The following is a 594-nucleotide window of genomic DNA, read 5'->3' on the forward strand; positions in this document are numbered from 1 at the left end:
TCCCGAACCCAGAAACGAAGGTCTACGAAGGAAATGAAGAAGATATTCATATCCTGATGAAAGTAGAGACTCACAACCATCCAACGGCGATTTCACCTTTTAGTGGTGCATCTACGGGTTCTGGTGGTGAAATTCGTGACGAAGGTGCGACGGGTAAAGGCTCTAAACCTAAAGCGGGTTTGACTGGTTTTACGGTTTCTAACTTGAATATTCCGGGCTTCGAACAGCCGTGGGAGCAAGATTTTGGTAAGCCCGACCGCATTTGTTCCGCATTAGATATTATGTTGGATGGGCCGATTGGTGGTGCTGCGTTCAATAATGAATTCGGTCGTCCGAACCTAACGGGATATTTCCGTACGTTTGAACAAGAAGTGGCAAGTTCACTAGGACGAGAAGTTAAAGGCTACCACAAGCCGATTATGATCGCTGGTGGTCTTGGAAATATTCGTGGCGAGCACGTTGAAAAAGGCGAGATCAAAGTAGGTGCCAAACTGATTGTATTGGGTGGCCCAGCAATGCTGATTGGCCTAGGCGGTGGCGCTGCCTCGTCAATGGACTCTGGCTCAAGTCACGCAGATTTAGACTTTGCATCTG

1 pseudogene is annotated in these 594 nt (G+C 48.0%); it reads left to right on the top strand.

Annotation, left to right across the window (positions count from 1 at the left end):
• Positions 1 to 594 (top strand): annotated as a pseudogene (locus A3762_RS05035) (phosphoribosylformylglycinamidine synthase); the annotation flags it as partial.

The sequence above is a fragment of the Oleiphilus sp. HI0125 genome, assembly GCF_001635355.1.